Annotated in this window: 1 protein-coding gene; it reads left to right on the top strand. The window is 61.4% G+C overall.

From position 1 onward, the window contains the following. Positions 1-53: 53 nt before the first annotated feature. Positions 54-233 (top strand): hypothetical protein (locus SB689_RS24280; protein ID WP_410694569.1); only part of this gene is annotated, 180 nt, incomplete at its 3' end.

The following is a 233-nucleotide window of genomic DNA, read 5'->3' as shown; positions in this document are numbered from 1 at the left end:
CTCGTGTGCGAACCCGTGGGGCGCGTAGTGCGCGGCAGCGAATGGAGGGGCCGATGAGCGACGTGAGCCTGTGGCGAATGATCTCGGACCTCGAATCGCATCCGGGGCTCGCCGACGATGACATCACGATCCTGAACCCAGCTTTCGAAGCGATCAAGCGTCACGAAGTCATCTTGATTCCCGAGCTGATCGTCGGCCACGTCCAGCGCCTGCATGAGCGCTTGATTCAACAG

This window comes from Chryseobacterium sp. SIMBA_038, assembly GCF_046535115.1.
Taxonomy (GTDB): domain Bacteria; phylum Bacteroidota; class Bacteroidia; order Flavobacteriales; family Weeksellaceae; genus Chryseobacterium.
Note: the sequence above shows the minus strand (reverse complement) of the source record. Positions and strands in the feature narration are given on the sequence as shown.